The 738-nt window shown below is 65.0% G+C and carries 1 protein-coding gene; it reads left to right on the top strand.

Features of this window, described 5'->3' with window-relative positions:
• The coding region (locus EN879_RS37795; protein WP_164774937.1) for an FAD-dependent oxidoreductase at window positions 1-586 on the top strand (586 nt) is incomplete at its 5' end.
• Window positions 587-738 lie beyond the last annotated feature (152 nt).

The following is a 738-nucleotide window of genomic DNA, read 5'->3' as shown; positions in this document are numbered from 1 at the left end:
GATCGTGACCGCTTCGCCGGCGGTGCTCGCCTTCGAGGAGATCGCGTTCTCGCCGGCCCTGCCCGACCCCCATTTTGGCGCCTTCTTCGACCTGCCGATGGGCATGCTGACCAAATTGCCGGTCGAAATATCGGGCACAAGGCTCGGGCTGCAGCCTTTCGACGACCTGCTGATCGAACGGATGGCCAGGCACGACATCTATTTCCTGTGCTTCCCGTTCGACCTTGACCTGATGGTCGGGTTCGTCGGCGGCGATTTCGCCTGGGAAATGTCGGCGGCCGGCGAGGCGGCCGGCATCGACTTCGTCGTCGACCGGCTGTGCGGCATCTTCGGTGGCGATACGCGCAAGCATGTCGGACGCGCCATGATGACCAATTGGGGCGGCGAGCGCTTCGTGCGCGGCGCCTACGTCGCCGCCCGCCCTGGCCGTTCACTGGCGCGCGCCGCGCTCATGCAGCCGGTGGCCGACAAGATCTTCTTCGCCGGCGAGCACTTGGCCGGCCCGCTGATGCAGACCTGCGGCGGCGCACGGCTGTCGGGCGAAGCGGTGGCAAGACAGGTTGTCGCCCAGCTTGCGGCCAAATAGCTTCAGGAAAATGTGGAACGCCGCGCGGCTGTTCGCGTTGGGCACGGGCCGCCGTGAACATCTATGTCACCTCCGGTGAATTGAGACCGACATGAAACTCTTCGACTGCCCCCATTGCGGCCATCGCATCTATTTCGAGAACGCCCAGTGCC

Origin of the sequence: Mesorhizobium sp. M7A.F.Ca.AU.002.02.1.1 (assembly GCF_003998535.1) — a bacterium.
In the GTDB taxonomy this organism is placed as follows: Bacteria; Pseudomonadota; Alphaproteobacteria; order Rhizobiales; family Rhizobiaceae; genus Mesorhizobium; species Mesorhizobium ciceri.
The sequence above is the reverse complement of the archived record's forward strand: the minus strand, read 5'-3'. Positions and strand labels throughout refer to the sequence as shown.